At 45.0% G+C, this 19,466-nt stretch carries 15 protein-coding genes; 11 read left to right on the top strand and 4 right to left on the bottom strand.

All coding sequences use genetic code 11. The features are described 5' to 3' along the window. Positions 1 to 434: 434 nt before the first annotated feature. Complete coding sequence (locus tag PPM_RS19085; RefSeq protein ID WP_013372434.1) at positions 435 to 1,286, bottom strand: copper amine oxidase N-terminal domain-containing protein; 852 nt, start codon at positions 1,284 to 1,286, stop codon at positions 435 to 437. 495 nt (positions 1,287 to 1,781) lie between these two features. Here PPM_RS19085 and PPM_RS19080 point away from each other — a divergent pair, with 495 nt between their 5' ends. The 8 genes from PPM_RS19080 to PPM_RS19045 all read left to right on the top strand — a co-directional run bounded on the left by PPM_RS19080 (position 1,782) and on the right by PPM_RS19045 (position 11,242). Then, complete coding sequence (locus tag PPM_RS19080; protein WP_013372432.1) at positions 1,782 to 2,654, top strand: AraC family transcriptional regulator; 873 nt, start codon at positions 1,782 to 1,784, stop codon at positions 2,652 to 2,654. Between the two features lie 357 nt (positions 2,655 to 3,011). Continuing rightward, positions 3,012 to 3,317, top strand: coding sequence for a hypothetical protein (locus tag PPM_RS19075; RefSeq protein WP_013372431.1), 306 nt, complete (start codon positions 3,012 to 3,014; stop codon positions 3,315 to 3,317). A 403-nt stretch (positions 3,318 to 3,720) separates the two neighbouring features. Further along, the gene (locus PPM_RS19070) at positions 3,721 to 5,115 is read left to right on the top strand and encodes a TldD/PmbA family protein (RefSeq protein ID WP_013372430.1); all 1,395 of its coding nucleotides are present in this window, start codon (positions 3,721 to 3,723) and stop codon (positions 5,113 to 5,115) included. A 3-nt stretch (positions 5,116 to 5,118) separates the two neighbouring features. Further along, the gene (locus PPM_RS19065; RefSeq protein ID WP_013372429.1) at positions 5,119 to 6,462 is read left to right on the top strand and encodes a TldD/PmbA family protein; all 1,344 of its coding nucleotides are present in this window, start codon (positions 5,119 to 5,121) and stop codon (positions 6,460 to 6,462) included. A gap of 215 nt (positions 6,463 to 6,677) precedes the next feature. Then, positions 6,678 to 8,069, top strand: coding sequence for a threonine synthase (thrC, locus tag PPM_RS19060; protein ID WP_013372428.1), 1,392 nt, complete (start codon positions 6,678 to 6,680; stop codon positions 8,067 to 8,069). 419 nt (positions 8,070 to 8,488) lie between these two features. Beyond that, positions 8,489 to 9,865 (top strand): NADP-specific glutamate dehydrogenase, encoded by a 1,377-nt coding sequence (gene gdhA / locus PPM_RS19055; protein ID WP_013372427.1) that lies wholly within the window; start codon positions 8,489 to 8,491, stop codon positions 9,863 to 9,865. 280 nt (positions 9,866 to 10,145) lie between these two features. Next, positions 10,146 to 10,538: a MarR family winged helix-turn-helix transcriptional regulator gene (locus PPM_RS19050; protein ID WP_013372426.1), complete on the top strand. Its 393-nt coding sequence runs from the start codon at positions 10,146 to 10,148 to the stop codon at positions 10,536 to 10,538. Between the two features lie 50 nt (positions 10,539 to 10,588). Then, positions 10,589 to 11,242, top strand: coding sequence for a nitroreductase family protein (locus tag PPM_RS19045; RefSeq protein ID WP_013372425.1), 654 nt, complete (start codon positions 10,589 to 10,591; stop codon positions 11,240 to 11,242). A gap of 143 nt (positions 11,243 to 11,385) precedes the next feature. On the opposite strand, the gene PPM_RS19040 is transcribed toward PPM_RS19045, so the two are convergent. Continuing rightward, a complete protein-coding gene (locus PPM_RS19040; RefSeq protein WP_013372424.1) occupies positions 11,386 to 12,543 on the bottom strand; it encodes a VanZ family protein in 1,158 nt (385 codons plus the stop codon). A gap of 7 nt (positions 12,544 to 12,550) precedes the next feature. Next, positions 12,551 to 13,894 (bottom strand): amino acid permease, encoded by a 1,344-nt coding sequence (locus PPM_RS19035; protein WP_013372423.1) that lies wholly within the window; start codon positions 13,892 to 13,894, stop codon positions 12,551 to 12,553. 274 nt (positions 13,895 to 14,168) lie between these two features. Between PPM_RS19035 and PPM_RS28725 the strand changes: the two genes are divergently transcribed. Further along, entirely contained in the window at positions 14,169 to 16,163 is a 1,995-nt protein-coding gene (locus PPM_RS28725; protein ID WP_013372422.1) for an AraC family transcriptional regulator, read from the top strand. A 117-nt stretch (positions 16,164 to 16,280) separates the two neighbouring features. On the opposite strand, the gene PPM_RS19025 is transcribed toward PPM_RS28725, so the two are convergent. Continuing rightward, the gene (locus PPM_RS19025) at positions 16,281 to 17,333 is read right to left on the bottom strand and encodes a 2,3-butanediol dehydrogenase (protein ID WP_013372421.1); all 1,053 of its coding nucleotides are present in this window, start codon (positions 17,331 to 17,333) and stop codon (positions 16,281 to 16,283) included. 341 nt (positions 17,334 to 17,674) lie between these two features. On the opposite strand from PPM_RS19025, the gene PPM_RS19020 reads away from it, so the two are divergent. Together PPM_RS19020 and PPM_RS19015 are read left to right on the top strand one after the other, a co-directional pair. Next, positions 17,675 to 18,712, top strand: coding sequence for a LacI family DNA-binding transcriptional regulator (locus PPM_RS19020; protein WP_013372419.1), 1,038 nt, complete (start codon positions 17,675 to 17,677; stop codon positions 18,710 to 18,712). An 87-nt stretch (positions 18,713 to 18,799) separates the two neighbouring features. Then, positions 18,800 to 19,435, top strand: coding sequence for a hypothetical protein (locus PPM_RS19015; protein WP_013372418.1), 636 nt, complete (start codon positions 18,800 to 18,802; stop codon positions 19,433 to 19,435). Positions 19,436 to 19,466: the final 31 nt, after the last annotated feature.

The raw sequence follows: 19,466 nt of genomic DNA, 5'->3' as shown, positions 1-19,466 counted from the left end.
TGGGAAAACAGTAAAGAGGGGCGGCGTGCCCCTCTTAATTGCGAGATGCTGAATATTTTTAGAAAGTGTAGCATTTTATTTCAAGATTTTCCATCATAAAAAGCTTTTATCTCATTCAATGATCTTGCTATATTCGATAAAAGCTGAAGTATATTCCTTATCTCATGTTCTGTAGTGTTGTCATATTGTGAGATTCACTGATTTCATCATTATGTTTAAACTTTAAGTTCTTCTCTATTACGTAAAATAATTCTCAAAGGCAAAGAGGGCTACAAGTAGCGCCCAGTAAAGTATGGGCGCTTTTGCTTAAATAATCCTTTATATAGATTTAAAATCGTTTATTTTAATATATCAGCATGCCTTGCTTGAGAAGTTATTGGAAATTGATGTTCCTATAGTTCTAAACATGTCTAGGGTCTTCTAGATCCCCTGATTTAATCTTTGGTATTCCCGATAGCTACAATATATTTAAGAGGGTTGGATTGAAAATTGTTGGAAGAACTTGTAGACGAAAGATCTATTTTGTTCCAGGTACGCGTAAAAGTTGCTCCTGCTTGCACTGCAGGTCGATCTCTATCCTGCTTATCGTATTGGTAGCTTATATCTGTAATGAAAGTGGGCCGAAGGTCTTCGCTACCTAATTTCAAATCCTTACCAGATATATTTCGAGCGGTTATAGATAATGTTGCCATTTTTGAACTGCTACCATCTCCCGGTAAGGTTAGCTCATAAGATAGCGGGCGAATTTTATTGGTATCTATGTCCGTGCTTAAGGGGATTGTATTTGGATCGTAGCCGCCCTCTAAATAGGAAATCACTTTACTTTTTTTGAATTTATTATCTTTAATCGTTAACAATTGATCCTCCCAGCTGCCCTTAATGTTTAAGCCGTCAAGTAGTACCTTGGCAGGAATAAAAACTTGTTTTTGTTTAAGAACAGGTACAGTATCAATTTTTGTATTTTTTCCATTATACGTTACATTGTTAGAGTTAATTGTAACTTCTATATTCTTGTGATCCCAAGAAATTGTGGCTGTTTTTTTAGGCACATCGTAATTTACTGTCGCTCCAAGCAACTCGCTTACTGCACGTAATGGAATCATAAAGCGCTGTTGTTTGTCGATGTATGGCGCGTCAGGTGATGTGTATAAGATGTAATATTGGTTGATTTTAAGAATCACTGGTGCCTTAATGACAGTCGCTTTCGCATCTACGTTCCCCATGTTTAACGAAAACAATAATAAGGCCGCCAAAGAAAATAAAACAATACTTTTACACAACTTCATATAATATTACCCTCCATTCATTTATACTGCACTAGATATTTTACTCCAATAATTACAGTTTAGAGGGCTAGCTATACAGGTTCCCCTTAATGAAATTGCCCTGTGCTAACATTTCTTACTCACAACATAAACATAATTTTACCTATAATACCATTACATTACAAATTAAAATACTTCAGATTTAAAATTCCGTGACAGTCAAACGCTTGCTGGAAAAGGGCTTGCAGCCATCTATTACTGATAAGTACTTCAAACGCCAGAATGTGAAGCTCAATGGTTTCATCGGCTACATGCTGATTCAAATGTAATTAAGGATATCAAGTTTTTTTACGAGGAAAATTTTGAAAGTTAAACTGATACATATGGTGAATAGGCTCTGTTATATATGTTTTCGCACTAAATTTATGAATAAGAATAGACCCTACATAATCGTGCAGGAATTATCGGATGGATACATTCAACTACTGTTATTCTATTGATGAAGGAGGTCATATAGTGGATTTGCTTAAGAGCATGAATGAAGCAATCAAGTATATTGAAGAAAACCTGACTAACGAAATTGACTTTAAAGAGGTAGCAAGGCTGGCTTACTGCTCTGAATTTCATTTTAAAAGGATGTTTTCTTTTCTTGCAGGTGCTACGTTATCAGAATACATCCGCCGCAGACGCCTCACTCTTGCAGCATTTGAGCTTAAAGATAGCAACATAAAGGTCATAGATATCGCGATTAAATACGGGTACAATTCACCAGATTCTTTTGCAAGAGCTTTTCAAAATTTACATGGCTTAACGCCGTCTGAAGCCAGAATTAATGGCCGTTCACTTAAAGCATATCCACGAATGGCTTTCCAGTTATCAATTAAAGGGGGAAGTGAAATGAACTATCGAATTGAGGAAAAAGGGGCATTTCGCATCGTTGGTATCCAAAAAAGAGTTCCCATTATTTTCAACGGAGTCAATCCAGAGATTGCTGCGATGTGGGAAAGTTTAGATGGTGAAACGATCAATAATCTTAAAAGAATTTCTAATATCGAGCCTATGGGGTTGCTTAGTGCATCCACGAACTTTTCTGAAGGTAGAATGGAGGAAAAAGGGGAGCTTGATCACTATATTGGCGTTGCAACAACAAAGGAGTGTCCGGATAACCTAACACAACTTAAAGTTGCTGCCTCAACATGGGCAGTATTCGAAGCAATCGGATCATTTCCTGATGCGCTACAAGATGTGTGGGGACGTATTTATTCCGAATGGTTTCCATCCTCAAACTATGAACAAATAGAAGGCCCGGAAATCTTGTGGAATGAGAATAAGGATATAACCTCACCGAATTTCAAAAGTGAAATATGGATACGAATCTTAAAAAAGTAAAATAATGCTTGTGATTATGATGTATCCCTTGAGCTGTTTCGGCAGCTCTTTTTACAATTGAAGCTCATTTTGTGAAGAAGGTATTTCTTTTAAGGTACAGCCATTTGGCGTGAAAGGAAGGATAATTTATTTCACGGGACTAATGATTTGAATTGAAAAAATATCCATTCATTTAGTTGTACTTTTAAAACTTGTAAGTTTGATATAATCCTTATCTTGGAATGTCAAAGGGTCTTATTTTATCTTGCACACTAAATTGTCATAATAACCTTATCTATTATTTTCTAATTGCTACGTATCTACGTACCATATCCGTTATCATCCTTTGATACACTTTGAGTAAAAGGAGATGATAACTTGGATACCCAACCTAAGATACTAAAGAGCATGGAACATACAAACTCATCTGAAAATACGGCTAAAGAATACGAGAGCTTGGTACAGCAGGAAGACGAACACATAGAGAGACTTAAAACATGCACAAAGCTCATTTGGGATGCGCTAGCTATCATTTCTCAAAAGGCAAGTGTACTGCACATGGCAACCGTCAAAGAAGCGGCCGATCATCTTCATATCATGGAACTGGATTTACGAAGAGAACTGTTTAAGGTTCGTTTGAAAAAAAGTATTTTGGCGAACAAAATGAAGCAAACCCAAGCATAGCAGCGGAGGGGACGGAATCGTTCTGAAGAAGCGGAGCGTTCGCCTTTGAACCCGGATTTTTACCGCTAAAATATAATCAAAAAAATCTGGGGGCAACAGCGATCGGAAGAATGATCCGTCTACGTATCGGCCTCACATGCACGTACTTGCTCAATCCAACTAGTAATCAAGCAACTCAAGCTAACCTGACATGACCTTTCAAGGTCTGATCAGGTTTTTTCATTTCAATCCCTCCATCCCCGCCCATAAATCTTCACTCCCCCGCAATCACCCTACGCCCAAATAGTTACACCCACTCCCACATCATGTATAGTAAAGTTATGGGAAATAAACATGAACCCGCATATGTTCTTGATCACTTAAACGTACAATATGAAACATGGCAAATACGAGGAGGAACGTGATGATACATCCAACACAGATTCAGGATATGCTGCAAGCCGCGCTGGAGACGGGCGGGGATTTTGCAGAGGTGTTTGTCGAGGACCGCACCAATGGGCAACTGGGCATGACTGGAGGCATCGTGGATACGGCGCTGTCAGGCCGAGATTTTGGGATTGGCATTCGGATTATGAAGGAGCATTTTTCGGTGTATGCGTACACCAGCGATATGAGCGAACAGAGCCTGATCCGACTGGCCAAATCGGCCGCCAAGGCTATTCGCGGCGGTGGAGCACCAGGTACACACACCATTACACTCCATCCTCATGCGATTCCTAACCAACATCCGATTGCGATCATTCCTGACGGTTTGCAGAAACGCGCCAAGATCGACATGATGAGACGGGCGCATGAGGCGGCAAGCCAATACGATCCTTCCATCACGCAAACCTCTGTTGGGATTAGCAACTCGATCCAGAACGTCTTAATCGCCAATAGCAACGGGCTACTGGTGGAGGATACCCGTACGTATACACGCATGAGAATAAGCGCGATTGCGACTGATGGGGAGCATAGACAGTCCGGGTTCCGTGGGCCGGGAGTGTATGCTGGGACTGAATTTCTGGAGAATCTGAATATCGAAGAAAATGCCAGACACGCCGCTCGGATTGCGTCCACGATGGTCAAAGCGGGATATGCTCCTAGTGGTAGACTGCCTGTCGTGATTGAGAATGGCTTCGGCGGCGTCCTTTTTCACGAGGCGTGTGGACACGGGCTGGAATCTACAGCGGTGGCGCATGGAACTTCCGTGTTTGCGAATAAAATCGGGCAGCAGGTGGCTTCACCGCTCGTTACAGCTATAGATGATGGAACGATTCCGAATGCATGGGGTTCGCTCAATATCGATGACGAAGGGGCGCCAACACAGCGCAACGTACTGATCGAGAACGGTATTTTAAAAGGATATCTGATCGACCGCATGGGCTCGCGCCAGATGGGTGTACCTGCGACAGGATCGGGACGAAGACAGTCCTATAAATTCGCGCCTGCATCCCGTATGAACAATACGTTTATTGCGAACGGGGATTCGACCCGTGAAGAGATCATTGCGAATACGGAGTACGGAATCTATGCCAAATCGCTGGGCGGCGGTTCGGTGAATACTTCGACGAGCGACTTCAATTTTGCAGTCGAAGAGGCTTACATGATTCGCAACGGCAAAATTGCCGAGCCGGTCAAAGGCGCAACGCTGATCGGCAAAGGGATTGAAACCCTGCAAAATATTGATATGGTCGGCAACAATCTGGATCATGGTCAGGGCATGTGCGGCTCGGTTAGTGGAAGTCTTCCGGTGAACTGTGGACAACCGACGATTCGTGTATCCGAGATGACCGTCGGTGGACGGAAAGGGGAATAGGCGATGAATATTCAGCAATTTCAGGAGGCATTGTTCGGCAAAGGCCGGGAAATGGGCTATGCGGATATGGAAATCTACTATGTAAATGGACGTTCTACCTCGGTAAAGGTGCTGAAGGGAGAGATTGACCAATATACCATCGTTGAGAATGGCGGACTTTCCTTCCGTGGTGTCATTAACGGGAAAATGGGCTATGCCTCTACGGAGAAGCTGGAACCGGATGTGATCGACTTCTTATTGGAAGAAGCTCGCAGCAACGCGGATATATTGGAGAGCGAGGATCAGGATGAGCTGTTTGCAGGCTCTGAGAGCTACCCTGAGCAGCCTGCTTATGCCTCTACGCTTGCTGACACAGTTCCTGAGATTCTGATCGAAGCGGCGCTGGAAATGGAGCGTACAGCGCTTGCCGCAGACCCACGGATTGTGATGGCTCGGCATTGCTCGGTCAGCATTCGTGAGAATGAGGTCCTGATTGTGAATACCAAAGGGCTACACTGCCATCGTCGCAAAAGTCTGGCGACCGCTTATGTGTATGTGATTGCAGCAGAACATGGCGAGACTGTTACCGGGGGCTGGCATGATTATTCGCTGCGGAGCGTGGAGGAGATCGATATTGCGGATGTGGCGCATAAAGCTGTGAAAGAGGCTGTTTCCAAGCTGGGGGCGCGCACGATCCAATCGGATAACTATCCGGTCATTTTCCGTCATGATGCAGCAGCGCAATTGCTGGCTGCGTATACGTCGGTATTTTCTGCGGAGTCGGTGGATAAAGGCTTTTCACGCTTGGCTGGGAAACTGGGACAAAAGGTGGCAAGCCAACATATCACACTGATTGATGATCCGCTGATGGAGAATGTTCCGGCAGGCAGTACGTTTGATGCTGAAGGCAGTGCGACACGCCGCAATGAGATTATCAAGGATGGCGAACTACGGACGTATTTCCATAACCGCAAGACAGCCCGCAAGGCTGGGGTGCAGAGTACGTCTCATGCTTCCAAAGGCAGCTATAACGGTAAAATTGGGGTGTCGTATCATAATCTGTACGTGGCTCCAGGCACGTCTACGTTGGAGGACATGATTCGCAAGACGGATCGCGGGTTGATGATTGTCGAGCTGCAAGGGCTGCATGCGGGTACGAATACGGCGTCCGGTAATTTTTCGCTGGCTTGTCTGGGCTACTGGATTGAGCGAGGGCAAGTGGTCAGAGCGGTCAATCAGATTACGGTATCAGGTAACTTCTTTGACGTACTACAGCAGGTAGAGGAAGTTGGCAACGATTTGCGTTTTACGGGAAGCTGCACTTCTCCTTCGCTCAAGCTGGCTGCACTCTCGATTTCAGGCTCGTAATGGCTGGAGCAGCCTTCTTTTTTCAGACTCACGTCCTGTTTCTGACGTTCCGATTGCCTGGTGATTACAGATGCCTGATGCATCAGGGTATGGTAAAGTAGGAGAAAGTCTTTGAAATATGAAAAAAAGGCTTGGTTACAGCACCGCGACAGGGTATTATAGACAATAATATATTCGAAAAAAGGTTCGAATTGAATTTTTATTGGGGGATGTATATGAGATATATAAGCACTAGAGGTCGAGTAGAAGCCAAGGGATTTATTGATACCGTGCTCATGGGGTTAGCTGACGATGGAGGTCTGATGGTACCGGAGCAGATTCCGACCGTGTCGGGAGCTACGCTGGAGCAATGGGCTACATTGAGCTACAGAGAGCTGCTGCTGGAAGTTTTTGCGCTGTATATCAATGATGAGATTCCTCGTGAAGATTTGGAACAACTGGTGGAGCGCAGCTATGCGAGCTTCCGTCATCCGGAAGTTACGCCAGTGAAGAAGATCAACGATTCCCTGTCTATTTTGGAGCTGTTCCATGGACCTACGTTCGCGTTCAAGGATGTGGCGCTGCAATTTATGGGTGAATTTTATTCCTACGTGTCCAAAAAGCAGAATGAAATCATTCACATTTTGGGTGCAACCTCAGGCGATACCGGGGCGGCAGCCATTCAGGGCGTACGAGGTAAGGAAGGCATCAAAATCTGTATTTTGCACCCACACCAAAAGGTGAGCAAGGTACAAGAACTGCAAATGACGACGGTAGACGATGAGAACGTGCTGAATCTATCTGTAAAAGGGAACTTTGACGATTGTCAAAAAGTGATTAAGGACCTGTTTGCCGATTTGGACTTCAAAGCCAAACATCATCTGCGGGCGATTAACTCGATTAACTTTGTGCGTATTTTGGCGCAGACGGTATATTACTTCTATGCTTATTTCCGGGCGCAGGAGTCATCGGGTGCAAAGAAGATCAATGTCAGCGTGCCTTCCGGCAACTTTGGCAATATCTTTTCCGGCTTTCTCGCAAAGAAAATGGGTCTGCCAATCCATAAGCTGATCATTGCCACGAACGAAAATAATATTTTGGAGCGCTTCGTGAAGACAGGCGAATATAAGCCAGGAGACTTCAAAAGCACATACAGTCCTTCGATGGACATTCAAGTGGCGAGCAATTTCGAAAGATACCTGTACTACTTCCTCGGAGAGGATGCAGCCAAGGTATCTGAATACATGAATAAGCTCAAAACCGAGGGACGGATTGTGATCGGGGCAGAGGATTTGAAACGGGTACAGCAGGATTTTGAAGCGCTTGGTGCTTCGAATGAGCAGTGTCTGGAGCTGATCAAAAAATACAAGGCTGAATACGATTATTTGCTCGATCCGCATACAGCTTGCGGTATTGCCGCGTATGAGGCGTATAATGGCGCAGGCGAAGTCTGTGTGACCTTTGCAACAGCACATCCGGCCAAATTCGATGAGGCGATCCGTCTGGTGGATATTAAGCAGGAGTTCCCGGCGCAAATTGAACAATTGTTCGCCAAGCCACAACACCAGCAGGTGGTAGAGCATGACGAGGCCGAAATTGTGCGTCAGCTTGAAGCCTTTTATGCGTAATAGAATATTTCTGTAATGGTGAGTTGTTACCTTCTTACGGATGGGAAAAGAGGCTGCGCCCTGTGCGCTAGCCTCTTTTTTTATAATCCATATTTTCCAGATATGATGTATGTTTTAGTTTCAATTTGTTCACATTATAATGCCATATAGAGTAAGGTGTTTAACCCTTAGAAATCGTGAAAAAAGCCCGTAAATCAAGGGATTTGGCTTTAGGAATATAACAGGCAATGGTAGGTTCATAGAGTTATTTAATGAAGGATACAAAAATCTTTTATAGGCGATTTTGATGTATTTATATAAAAAATCATGTATAGTTAACTAAATTTTATGAATACATAAAGTTCCACTCTCAAGGGTGCAGAATAAAGTCATTCCGTCATTTAACAGAGGGGCTAATTATAAAAGGGGTGTATTAAATAATGACCATGATCCGTCCAGAGCAGAGTCAACAAGCAGCAGCCGAATATGTGCAGTCCGTTTTTGAGAAGGTTATCGCGCGTAATCCTCATGAGAATGAATTCCATCAGGCCGTCAAGGAAATTTTGGATTCGCTAATTCCGGTATTGGCTAAGCATCCTAAGTATATGCAGCAGGGGCTTTTGGAACGGCTGGTGGAGCCCGAACGTGTCATTACCTTCCGTGTACCTTGGGTAGACGATGCAGGCAATGTACAGGTCAACCGTGGCTTCCGCGTACAGTTTAATAGTGCGATTGGTCCTTATAAAGGTGGACTCCGCTTCCATCCGTCCGTGTATCTGGGTATCGTCAAATTTTTGGGTTTTGAACAAATTTTCAAAAATGCGTTGACGGGTCTTCCCATCGGTGGTGGTAAAGGTGGTTCGGATTTTGACCCCAAAGGTAAATCAGATAACGAAGTGATGCGTTTTACACAAAGCTTTATGACGGAGCTGTATAAATATATCGGCCCAGATGCTGACGTTCCGGCAGGGGATATTGGCGTAGGTGGCCGTGAGATCGGATACATGTTCGGGCAATACAAGCGGATTCGCGGAGGACATGAAGGCGGCGTCCTGACGGGTAAAGGGATTCATTACGGAGGTAGTCTTACACGTACGGAAGCAACTGGCTACGGTTGTGTGTATTTTGTAAACGAGATGCTGCAAGCTCAAGGTTTGTCCTTTGAAGGACAACGTGTCGTTGTGTCGGGCTCGGGTAACGTATCCATTTATGCGATTGAAAAAGCCCAGCAACTCGGTGCTACAGTCGTGGCATGTAGCGACTCGAATGGTTATGTTTATGATCCAGACGGTATTGATCTCAAGCAGGTGAAGCAGCTTAAAGAAGTGAATCGTCTGCGAATTAGCGAGTATACAAAAGAGCGTCCAGGCGCAATCTATACAGAAGGCTGCTCGGGGATCTGGTCTATCCCTTGTGACATCGCACTGCCGTGTGCAACACAGAATGAAATTGACGAGCATGCAGCGCAGTTGCTGGTCAGCAATGGCGTAAAGGCTATCGGCGAAGGTGCAAATATGCCGTCCTCACTATTGGCCATTGAAGTATTTTTGGAGAGCGGGGTTTTGTTCGGACCAGCCAAAGCTGCCAATGCAGGCGGAGTTGCGGTGTCGGCGCTCGAAATGTCGCAGAACAGCATGCGCCTGTCATGGACCTTTGACGAAGTGGATGCCAAGCTGCATGATATTATGAAAAATATTTATGCTAACAGCGTGAAGGCAGCTGAGGAATACGGCGTGCCAGGCAATCTGGTGGTTGGAGCGAACATCGCCGGATTTGTGCGTGTGGCTGATGCTATGCTGTCTCACGGAATTATCTAATTCAGCACCACAATTCCTTATCTTATTTGCACAAAGATTGAATAACCTAGCGTATAAAAGCAAAATAAAAGCTGAGCGGCTCCCTGCGAGTCGCTCAGCTTTTATTTGGAATGAGGCACTTTATTTTTCTCAGGGACTTGATTTATTGTTAAAGAGGCTGTATATTACTTGATAGATCAATGATTGATAGATCAACGGTTAGATCACGAAGCCAGCGATATGCAAGGGAGGAGAGATTGATATCACCCAGACACCATCCGAGGCTGAGTATATTTTTGATATGCTGCTGCTGCTGAACAAGCAGATTAGCTCCAAGTTTGAGCGGTGTGCAGGGATCAGCGCATCCAGATTGCAGTTGTTGTGCAAGTTGTATCAAGTGGAGGAGATTAGCCAAACGCTGCTGCAAAAAGAGGTTGGCATCGACGGTGCGGCCGTAACGCGCCATTTAAAACAACTGGAGGCGACTGAAATGGTCACACGACGCACGAAGCCAGAGGACAACAGGGTTACTTTGGTAAGCCTGACCGATTATGGACGTGCGCGTATTGTCATCTTTAAGCAGGAGCGCTCGCAGTTTGTAGCTCAGCTGTTACAGAGCTTTGACGAGACGCAGCGGAATCAACTAGCCGATATGCTGCAAGTGATGAATAGTCATATATCCAGTATGGACTGACAACATTGTCATATTACGATTACCCACAGAGGAACAAAGGAGAGATTGGAATGAGTAATACGAATACATCCAATATTGTAAAAACGAATGATTTTAAGGAAATCGCACTGGGACGCCGTTCGGTAAAAGTATACGATCCGTCCGTGAAGATTAGCCGCGAGGAAATGACAGAGATTCTAACGGAAGCTACACGCGCACCATCCTCCATTAATCTGCAACCTTGGCGTTTCCTTGTTATTGATAGCCCAGAAGGTAAAGCAACCCTGGCGCCATTGGCTCGTTTCAACCAACGTCAAGTGGAGACCTCTTCGGCAGTGATCGCTGTGTTTGGGGATCTGAACAACTTTGATAATTTCGAACAAATCTTCGGAGAAGCTGTAGAACTGGGCTATATGCCTCAAGACATTAAAGAAATGCAACAGGAAAAGGTAACAGCCCATTTTGCTGCCCTTGATCCAGTTGTGAACAGAGAAACGGTCCTGATCGACGGTGGATTGGTGTCCATGCAGCTTATGCTGGTCGCACGCGCTCATGGCTACGACACTAACGCTATCGGCGGTTATGAAAAGGATCAAATTGCTGAGGCCTTTGGTCTGGACAAAGACCGTTATGTCCCTATTATGCTCATTTCGATGGGTAAAGGAATCAACGAGGGTCATCCGTCCACACGTCTACCGATTGATCAAATTGCACAGTGGAAATAAGTTGAGCTAACATCTATACGCAACATAAAATATAAGCAACATAAAAAAACAGGTGGAGCAAGGACATCCCTTTGCTCTCACCTGTTTTTTATTTGCCTGGATGCAATGTAGATCCGGGGCTTGATGACGTGTCGATCCTCTGGTTATTTTTGTACTATATTCGCTCCCGACGTCTGTGTTGGGTCAGCGGGGTCATTCTGAGTAGGATGGTAGCGCTTGGGCCATATAATCTGGTGCGAAGTATGGCTAAGCTCCTCATAAAATAACGGTGCTTTCTTGAACAGACGTATGACCAGGTGGAAAAAGAACCATCCGTTTATCACCAACAGCACAAGGCTGATCAGAACATTTATCCAAGGAGACAGATGAGATCCCAGTACAGATCCACCTAGTACGTAATTCAGTCCAAAATACAACCAGTATAAGAAACTGTAGCGCTTAATGAGCTCCCACAGGGAAACTCTTTTTCCTCTCCCTGTCAGATGAATGCGTACCAGCCACTTCCCCGGAGTTCGTCCATTCGTCAGGTAAGGAACCACCATAAAGTAAATTCCACTGGAAACCCAGAAAGCAGCAGATACATGCATGGACTCCATAATGCTGAGCAACCCCGCCCAAAGGATAGAATCAACTAAATAGGCTACTCCTCGTCTCGTATAGGACACCCGTTTGGTCGTAATGTCCAAGTGCTTGTCCAGATGTTCCAAACGGGGAAGGAAGCGTGAGAACCATTCGCCGAGCAGAAAGCCCAGCATACCGCCCAATGTGTTAGCCATCAGATCATCCACGTCAAACACACGATACGCATGGTCAAAAAATCCATACAATCCTGTCAACTGTGTCACCTCAAAGAAGAGGGACAAGGTGAAGGACAGAATGAGACACCATCTCCATCGTGCACGGAAATAATAACGTAAGAACATACCGAAAGGCATGGTCATCATCACGTTAAAAACCACTTGCAGAAAAGCACGCTCCTTCAGCAAATGAACATAACTGGAGGGATGAGCAGGTGAAACGGATGTTTCTCTTATAATGTCTTGCACGAACTGCAAGGGCATCAATTGCAACGCTCCCCCGGCCAAGGCTGCATTATGACGCGATGCTGGAAGCGGTAGTATGACCAGAAAGAAGGCGTTCATCAAGTATAACAGCATCAAGTAAAGCAACCACGCTCTAGCCTTGTGAATATAGCCATGTCTGCGATATTGCACGATGAGAAATGGTAGTGTAAACAGTAACGCAGCAACAGGGAAGGCTAGAAAAGCATATGAAACTGGAAACAGATACGATTGAATCATGAGCTGTTTAAGCCTGCTTTCTCCGGAACTTCACCAAAGACCAGATGATCAAAAATGCCATGAACGCCACGCATACGCTGATACTGATCCGATTTTGCGGGTCAATCAAGAACAGGAAGGCAATGACCCATAGGCATCCCACTGTTACCGCCGTTATATAAGGGTATCCCCATATCTTGAAAGTAGGCTCTACTGGATAAGATTTGCGCAGTTTCAATTGGGACAGGCAGATACAGCTCCAGACAAGCAGCACGACAAAGCCAGGTACAGCCATCAAAATACGGAACAGCCCGTCCTGAGCGACGTATGCGACCATGGAGCCAACAATCAGGATGACTGCGCACAGTTTGAGACTGTTCACCGGAACTCCATTTGAAGACAGGCGCGCGAGTGACTTGGGACCTTCTCCATTAATCGCCAGCGAATGGAGCATGCGTGTAGCCCCGTAAATTCCCGAATTGGCGGCAGACAGTACAGCAGTGATCAGAATAAAGTTCATGACATGAGCTGAGCCTTGAAGCCCTACAGAAGACAATACCTGTACAAACGGGCTGGTACTTGCATCCAATTGGTTCCAGGGAATCAAGCCACAAATAATGAGAATTGGCAGCGTATAGAACAAAACAACGCGAAGAATAAAACTTTTAACCACTTTAGGCAGTACCTTTTCTGGATTTTCAGTCTCCGTCAACGTCAATCCGATCAGCTCAGACCCTCCGTAAGAAAAGGTAACGACCAGCAACGCCGAAAAGATAGCCAGCCAGCCATTGGGGAGAAACCCGCCGTGCTGCGCGTAGTTGCTCAGATAAGGTGGAGTTTCAGTGGGAATAATTCCGAATAGTATACAGCCACCCAAGGCGATAAAGATAATAATCATGGCGATCTTAATACCCGCCAGCCAAAATTCCAGCTCCCCTAAACCACCGACACTCAGCATGTTGACGACAATAATGAAAGCCGCACTTGCTAAACTGAGAAGCCATAGAGGAACATCTGGCAACCAATATTGCAGAAAGCTTCCAGCAGCAATGACCTCAATGACACAGACGGCCAGCCACATGAAGCAATACAACCAGCCGATAATGAAGGAAAGTCGCTCTCCAAAAGCCTTGCGAATAAAATCCTTCATATTCATGTTGGGGTAGACCGTCGCCATCTCGGCAATCGCTCCCATAACGACCAGGAGCAGAAGTCCTGCAAAGACATAGGACAAAATAACTCCAGGTCCTGCCAAGCTAATCGTTTCGGTACTTCCTTTAAAAATACCCGTCCCGATGACTCCACCCATAGCCATAAAGGTAATATGCCGTGGTCGAAGCTTTTTGTGTAAAGTTGCTTCATTTGATTTCAATATGAAATCCTCCTTCATCATAGTGTATAGCTTCAGCATAGCCCAAGCAGGGTTACTTCAATTAGACTTATACTACATGAAAATATCCAATTAGGAAATGAAAGAAATAGGATCTGGTAGGGAGAATGACATAGATAGGGGACAAACTGGTGAACAGAGGCAGAATGATATCGTTGACGATTGTTGTATTATGATATCATTCTGTCTTTATGATATATAATGAGGTTGGTTTGAAAAAAAAAGTATGATATTTAAGAAGTGGAGGCTTGGATACGTGAAGCAGGATCGGCAAAAGCAGACAGGTTCCCATACCGGGATGAGCAAGGGGCATGAAGCTGATGAGCTGAACAAGCTGCTGTCCGTATGGCTTCATTCGTCGATCCGTGTCATGGATGTCCGGCACATTCGACTGGAAGCGGAAGAGCTGGTTCAACCCTATCGTCTCCCAGCGCATGCTTTTGTGTTTATGCTACAAGGTAGCGTACGCTTGGCTGGTGATTGGGAGGATGAATCCCATTCAGGGTATGTACTGCATGGCAGCAAAGGTTTTGAACTGAGCATAAAGCCCGCGTCATGCGGGATCGAATATATTCTTGTTCTATATAAAGCAAACTCTTTTTCGGGAAACACGGTGTACAATCATCCTTTGATAGCTTATGGTTTCAGACCGTCCTATCCGGTTATACTTTATCAAAAGCTGCAACTACTGGCGGACGCCTGGCAGGATCAAGAGGCGTTATCGAAGATTCAGGCTCAGGGTCGGTTCTATGATTTTGCATATGAATGTATGCGTCAATTGCAGGAACCACAGGCTCGGACTTCCACGCGGGATGTCGTGGCACAGGCGATTCGATTTATGCAGGCTCATTATGCGGAGTCCATCACGCTGGAATGTCTGGCCGGATTATTGGAATGCAGTCCGCGACACCTGACCCGATTATTTAAAAAACAAACAGACTGTAGCCCGATTATGTATCTGATTCAACTACGGATGGACAAGGCGAAGGAGCTTTTGCGCAAGACGGATGCCACTTTACAGGATATTGCTGTGAGTGTGGGGTATCCGGATGTGTATTTCTTTAGCCGGGCATTCAAAAAACATACTGGTGTATCCCCGGTTCATTATCGGGACAGCTTATATTCATCTGCTTTTGTTAGTGATATGCGTCTGGATAATCCATCAAGCATGTCTGAATGTTCCATTGATTCGAAAAGTGGCGCCCTGCATACTGTTATTGAGGATAATAATCATTATCAAAATCATGATGAAGGGATTTTACGAATGAATAGAAACGTAAAGCATTCCATGGCATTTATTTTATTGCTTAGTTTTACCTTGCTGCTGAGCGCGTGCTCAGGCTCATCCAGTCCTGCGGCAACCGATGGCGCTTCGCAAGGGAACAATAATACATCAGCGGAACCAACATCACAGGAAAGAGTGCTGAAGGATGCACTTGGGCATGAGGTGAAGGTTCCGGCTCAGCCTCAGCGTGTGCTCGCTTCTTATCTGGAGGATCATCTGGTGGCGTTGGGTGTTAAACCGGTAGCCCAATGGTCGGTAGGTAAAAATTCAGTTCAAGCTTACCTGCAAAAAGAATTGAAGGATGTTCCTGCCATCGCTTCAGATCTTCCGTTCGAGGCGGTTCTGAACTTCAAACCTGATCTGATCATTATGGACAGTGCGAGTATGGTCGAAGGTGACAAATATGATCAATACTCCAAAATTGCTCCGACCTATGTTGTAGGTAGTAATATGAATAATGATTGGCGCCAAGAGCTGCTGACCGTGGGTGAGGTGCTGAATAAGAGCAGTGAAGCGAAGCAGGCATTGAGCGATTACGACAAAAAAGCAGCAGAAGCGAAAGCCAAGCTAAGTCAGAAGGTAGGACAAAAAACCGCTGCGGCATTGTGGGTAACGGATAAAAACGTATATGTGGTGAACCAGAATCTATCCAGCGGTGATGTATTGTACAAGGATTTGGGATTTAAGATTCCACAGGTCGTACAGGAGATTTCCAAAACAGCCAAGGCGAACTGGAGCAACTTATCTCTGGAAAAACTGGCTGAGCTGGACGCTGATTATATCTTTATCGTGAACAGCAAAAAAGTGAGCAAGGATGAGATTATTAAAGATCCAGTCTGGGCAGGAATACCGGCAGTTAAAGAAGGGCACGTATACGATTTTGGTAAGGATTCCAGCTGGTTGTATACAGGTACAATCGCAAACAGTCAAATGATTGACGATGTTCTGAAAAATGTAATGAAATAAGCAAAACGGTAATCAAAAAACGCTGCTCATCTTGACGACAGTATGTCGCAGGAAGGAGAGCGTTTTTTTATATAAAAAGATGCCTGCAAAGGGCAGACATCTGGTTTATTTTCGATATTAGGATTGCGGAGATACCAGGATTTTAACCTGATTTTTCTCTTTCAGGAGACCTTCAAAACCTTGCTCGATCACTTCTTCGAGCTTAATACGTTTGGTCACAAGTTTGTCAGCAGGGAAATATCCTTTTTCCATCAAGCTGATGACAGCCGGGAATACATCACGGTAGCCGATAATACCAGTCAGATTGCGTTCCTTCATAACGATATTGTTCGGTTTGATCGGAGCATCTTTTTCAAAAATGCTGACGATCATGATTTGTCCGCTGATTTTAGTGGATTCAATCGCTTGAGTCAGCACAGGAGGTACTCCAGTGACTTCATAGGCTACATCTACGCCACCGTTGGTCCGTTTGTGCAGCTCTTCCACTACGTCATAAGTCTTAGGATCAAGCACGATAGCACCCAGCTCTTCAGCTTTGGCTTTACGCTCTTCGGAAAGCTCTACTGCATAAATCTCAGATGCGCCCGAAGCTTTCAACGCTTCAATCACGAGCAATCCGATAGGACCAGCGCCAAATACGACAGCTTTATCGCCGACTTTCAGCTGGCTTTGACGTACAGCATACAAAGCAACGGCCGAAGGCTCTACCAAAGCGCCTTGCTCGAAAGATACGCTTTCTGGAATTTTGTGAACCATGTGCTCGTCAGCAGCCACATATTCAGAAAATCCACCGCCGCCGCCTGCCAAACCGAGGAAGCCCATTTTATCACAAAGGTTATATTTGCCTTGTTTACATGCATCACATTCTCCACATGCAAAAACGGGTTCAACGACTACACGGTCGCCAACCTGAATTTTGGTTACGCCTTCACCGATTTCAACGACTTGTCCAGAAAATTCATGTCCCATCACGACCGGAGCTTTTTCACCAGTCAATGGATGCTGAGCATTTTCAGGAATGAAGATCGGTCCTGCTACATATTCGTGGAGATCACTTCCGCAAATACCACACCATTCGACTTTGATTTTTACTTTTCCGGGAAGAGCAGCGGGCTGCTCAATATTTTCCAAACGTAAATCTTTTACTCCATGCCATCTCAATGCTTGCATGTCCTGTCATCTCCTTGATGATTATATGATCATTGCCGCTATAAAAGTGAATGAATTAGGAAACGTTTCCGAAAAATAATATGTCACAATTTTTACACATTGTCAAACCAAATTAATGCAAAAAGCACTTGATTTTTTTGTGAATATAATCACTTGTGACTATGGCGCTATATTTGACTCATTGCTTAGTACAAAAGAATTTTTGCGAATTTTGCAAGTGAAGCAGAGGCTAGAAGAAAACGAATTCAATTTTTAGAGAACTATTCTGTGGTATAATATCTATATTAGAGAGTTTATGTGCATAGATAGAAAACGATTCCGAGCGTGAAAGGATTTTGGGTGTGTCAGAGCAAAAGAAAGTAACCATAGAGGATGTAGCCAAGCGGGCAGGGGTTGGTATTGCGACTGTCTCTAGGGCTATTAATGATAGTGAGGGCATCAGCCCCAAGACGAAAGCATTTATTTTGCAAGTGATTGAAGAAATGGGCTTTACGCCCAATACCTCAGCTCAAAGTCTAAAGGTACGGCAGACACGTCAAATTGCGTTGGCTGTACCGGATATTCGGAACGCGATTATTCCAGAGATTGCTTGGTCCGTAGAACAGGCCGCCAAGCAGCACGGTTATCGTGTTGTGCAGATCAATACGGCCGGGAATGCCAGAATGGAGCTTGAAACAGTACGTGAGGTTAAGAAGCTGCATGTAGACGGGCTTATCATTATGCCACTGGCGTATCCCAAAATGTTGGTTGATCTGATTAACAAGGCTAGCGTTCCGGTATCCATTATTAACTATGGCAAGAAGCTGGGTGAAGACGTTAAAGCGGATATCGTCAGTTTGGCTCGGCAAGAGGGAAGACTTGTGATGGAGCATTTGCTTAAAATCGGGAGAACGAGAATTGCTTATGCAGGTGCAGCGAAGGATAAAATCGAAGAGAGATACTTTGCTTACGAGCAGTCTCTCCAGCATGTGGACCCTTCACTGGTGTATTTTGGCGATGACTTTTCCTTCGAGACTGGGCTACGGGCAGCCGATTATTTTTACAGCTTGAAAAATATGCCGGATGCCATTTATGCAGTTAATGATATGGTGGCCATAGGAATCGTAAACCGCTTTAAGGATTTGGGTGTAAAAGTACCGCAAGAGGTTGCAGTGGTTGGTATTGACAACAATTTGTGGGCGACCGTAACGACCCCACAGATCAGCTCAGTTTCTATTATGGGGGAAGAGGTGGCACGCCTGGCTGCGGAACTGCTGCTTAAGCGAATTCAGGACCAGACCGTGGGAGATTATGAGCGTGTACAGTTCGAGCCTCGTTTGATCGTCAGAGAATCCAGCGTCTCTGTGATCCGTAAGCCTACGGTTGGGCGTGACGAGTAGAAGATAAGTCTAGATCTGAATCCTGCTCCGTCATACCAATAGATGAGAGGTCGCAGGTGTAAAAGGTGTGGATAGGAGAGTGGATTCGTGTCAAAAGGTAGCGTGTTTGTTTCTGTAGCTTGTACTATACTATTGCTGGCTGTAACCATAGGGTGTACTCCCCGAGCTGACCCTGCGGCGCCGTCTGAAGCAAGCAATGAGGTGTCTAAGCATAGCGCAGTCAGTACGCAGCGTGCCCAGCAAAGTAAAGAGGAGCTTGTGCTGTCCTTTTATAAGGATTCCTCTCTCAGTGATGAAGCAAAAGTACGTCATATTACGGACCATCTAGCAGGTATCCATTGGGGGAAGATGAACGAAATCAGTGAACATCTAAGCATGGAAATCATTGAATACCTCTATAATCAGCGCGCTTTGGTTCCTTCAGAAAGTTTTTCGAATGTGATCAAGGGCACTGCCGGCTTGGATGGAGCGTTAACTGAAGAATACGATAATCTTATGGGAGATTTGTTCACAAGAGACAGAACTGCGATGACCCGAGCATTGGCAAATATGGACAAAGCCAACCGTGTACAAGGTATAGGGGGCATCGGGTATGCTCTCAGCTATAGAGACCCCAAGGAAGTCAAGAAAGAGATTCAACAATGGCAGGCTGGGCAACAGCTTACTACGGCAGAGAAGGATGTTATTCGTGCTCTGTTCGCCAAGCTGGATAATCCCTATTGATGCTGAATGAGTGATGAGCTTTGCCTCGAAG

This window comes from Paenibacillus polymyxa M1, from assembly GCF_000237325.1.
In the GTDB taxonomy this organism is placed as follows: domain Bacteria; phylum Bacillota; class Bacilli; order Paenibacillales; family Paenibacillaceae; genus Paenibacillus; species Paenibacillus polymyxa_C.
Note: the sequence above shows the minus strand (reverse complement) of the source record. Positions and strands in the feature narration are given on the sequence as shown.